Origin of the sequence: Clostridium isatidis (assembly GCF_002285495.1) — a bacterium.
In the GTDB taxonomy this organism is placed as follows: Bacteria; Bacillota; Clostridia; order Clostridiales; family Clostridiaceae; genus Clostridium; species Clostridium isatidis.
The window spans coordinates 12,501-15,000 of record NZ_CP016786.1; the positions used below are offsets into that span (position 1 = coordinate 12,501).

Sequence of the window (2,500 nt, forward strand, 5' to 3'; positions counted from 1 at the left end):
TGTGACGGAGAAGGATAGGATGTGCTAGCCGTTGGTCGTGCTAGTCTAAGCATTTAGGGAGTCAGGATAGGCAAATCCGTTCTGACAATCCTGAGGTGTGATGGGGAAGGTCATTATGACCGAAGTATCTGATTCCATGCTTCCAAGAAAAGCATCTAGAGAGAGAAGTAGTGCCCGTACCGCAAACCGACACAGGTAGATGAGGAGAGAATCCTAAGGCCATCGGAAGAATTGCAGTTAAGGAACTAGGCAAATTGACCCCGTAAGTTCGCGAGAAGGGGTGCCTGCGAGAGCAGGCCGCAGAGAATAGGCCCAAGCAACTGTTTAGCAAAAACACAGGTCTCTGCTAAAGCGTAAGCTGATGTATAGGGGCTGACGCCTGCCCGGTGCTGGAAGGTTAAGGGGAACACTTAGCGTAAGCGAAGGTGTGAACTTAAGCCCCAGTAAACGGCGGCCGTAACTATAACGGTCCTAAGGTAGCGAAATTCCTTGTCAGGTAAGTTCTGACCCGCACGAATGGCGTAATGACTTGGGCACTGTCTCAACTGCAAATCCGGCGAAGTTGTAGTGCGAGTGAAGATGCTCGCTACCCGCGATTGGACGGAAAGACCCCGTAGAGCTTTACTGTAGCTTAGCATTGAGTTTCGATATTGTCTGTACAGGATAGGTGGGAGACTGGGAAACTGGGGCGTCAGCCTCAGTGGAGTCGTCCTTGGGATACCACCCTGATAGTATTGGGATTCTAACTGGACGCCATGAAGCTGGTGACAGGACATTGTTAGGTGGGCAGTTTGACTGGGGCGGTCGCCTCCTAAAAAGTAACGGAGGCGCCCAAAGGTTCCCTCAGAACGGTCGGAAATCGTTCGTAGAGTGTAAAGGCAGAAGGGAGCCTGACTGCGACACCCACAAGTGGAGCAGGGACGAAAGTCGGGCTTAGTGATCCGGTGGTACCTCGTGGGAGGGCCATCGCTCAACGGATAAAAGCTACCTCGGGGATAACAGGCTGATCTCCCCCAAGAGTCCACATCGACGGGGAGGTTTGGCACCTCGATGTCGGCTCGTCGCATCCTGGGGCTGAAGTAGGTCCCAAGGGTTGGGCTGTTCGCCCATTAAAGCGGCACGCGAGCTGGGTTCAGAACGTCGTGAGACAGTTCGGTCCCTATCCGTCGCGGGCGTAGGAAATTTGAGAGGAGCTGTCCTTAGTACGAGAGGACCGGGATGGACTGACCTCTGGTGTACCAGTTGTTCTGCCAAGAGCATAGCTGGGTAGCTAAGTCGGGAAGGGATAAACGCTGAAAGCATCTAAGCGTGAAGCCCCCCTCAAGATGAGATTTCCCATAGCATAAGCTAGTAAGACCCCTTGAAGAACACAAGGTTGATAGGTTAGAGGTGTAAGTATGGTAACATATTTAGCTGACTAATACTAATAGGTCGAGGGCTTGACCAAAATAATAATGGCTATATTCATGTGCAATTTTCAGAGAACAAGTTCTCTGAAATCTGGTGACAATGGCGTAGAGGAAACACTCCTTCCCATTCCGAACAGGACAGTTAAGCTCTACAGCGTCGATGGTACTGCAGGGGAAGCCCTGTGGGAGAGTAGAACGTTGCCAGGTTATATGGATCTTTAGCTCAGTTGGTTAGAGCAACCGGCTCATAACCGGTTGGTCCGGGGTTCGAGTCCCTGAAGGTCCACCATACTCGGGGGTATAGCTCAGTTGGGAGAGCACCTGCCTTGCACGCAGGGGGTCAAGGGTTCGAATCCCTTTACCTCCACCAAAAAAGCTACGATAATAATCGTAGCTTTTTTGTTATATTATAAATTAATTGTATATATTTGTTGAAGTTATAAGCAAAAAGTAAATTATATTGTTTTTGAAATTTTTTAAACAAACTAAAATTAACTCAAATATTAATGAAAGTATTGCTAAATTAGTTTTAAAAATAAGTTGAAATAATAGTAAGCGTAAAAATTAAGTACCTAGATAGCATATCCTCCCAATTGATAAAATTAAGAAAAAGATTATTAATGGGAGGATATAATTATGTCTAGAAAATTAGATAATGCAACCTGGGAAGAATATATTAATAAATTTGATGCATGTAAGGGGACAATAACTGTTAAAGATTTTTGTATAGAAAATAAACTTACTAAAAGTCAATTTTATTATCATAAAAAAAGATTAGAGAAATCAGAAGTTGAGAATAACACACCTGTTTTTCATGCTATCTCTTTAGATAGTAAAGAAAAGACTATCAAAGAAAATACATTTGCTTTGAATGAAGTAAAAATTACAATAGGTAATGCTATAATAACTATACCTGTTAGTGAAGCTATTCTAATATCATCAATAGTAAAGGAGTTAGCTGCAAAATGTTAAATATAGATAAAGTAGAAACAGTTTATCTTGCCTGCGGCTACACGGATTTAAGGAAAAGTATTGATGGGTTAGTTATGATAGTTCAAAATCAATTCAAGCTAAATCCTTTTGAAAAAGCG

At 44.1% G+C, this 2,500-nt stretch carries 2 protein-coding genes, 2 tRNA genes and 2 rRNA genes (2 of these 6 only partly in view); all 6 read left to right on the forward strand.

Annotated features, from left to right (window positions below; all coding sequences use genetic code 11):
• Nucleotides 1–1,447: ribosomal RNA gene (locus BEN51_RS00045) — 23S ribosomal RNA — on the forward strand (it extends 1,459 nt beyond the left edge of the window).
• A gap of 52 nt (nucleotides 1,448–1,499) precedes the next feature.
• Nucleotides 1,500–1,616 (forward strand): 5S ribosomal RNA (gene rrf, locus BEN51_RS00050).
• Between the two features lie 5 nt (nucleotides 1,617–1,621).
• Nucleotides 1,622–1,698 (forward strand) — tRNA-Ile (locus BEN51_RS00055).
• A gap of 5 nt (nucleotides 1,699–1,703) precedes the next feature.
• A tRNA-Ala gene (locus BEN51_RS00060) sits at nucleotides 1,704–1,779 on the forward strand.
• Between the two features lie 266 nt (nucleotides 1,780–2,045).
• Nucleotides 2,046–2,381 (forward strand): IS66 family insertion sequence element accessory protein TnpA, encoded by a 336-nt coding sequence (tnpA, locus tag BEN51_RS00065; protein WP_106024438.1) that lies wholly within the window; start codon nucleotides 2,046–2,048, stop codon nucleotides 2,379–2,381.
• On the forward strand, nucleotides 2,375–2,500 hold the 5' portion of the coding sequence (gene tnpB / locus BEN51_RS00070; RefSeq protein WP_119864099.1) for an IS66 family insertion sequence element accessory protein TnpB. 225 nt of this gene lie beyond the right edge of the window; the window shows 126 of its 351 coding nt (coding positions 1–126); its start codon is at nucleotides 2,375–2,377; the stop codon falls past the right edge of the window. Before tnpA ends, tnpB begins: the two co-directional genes overlap by 7 nt.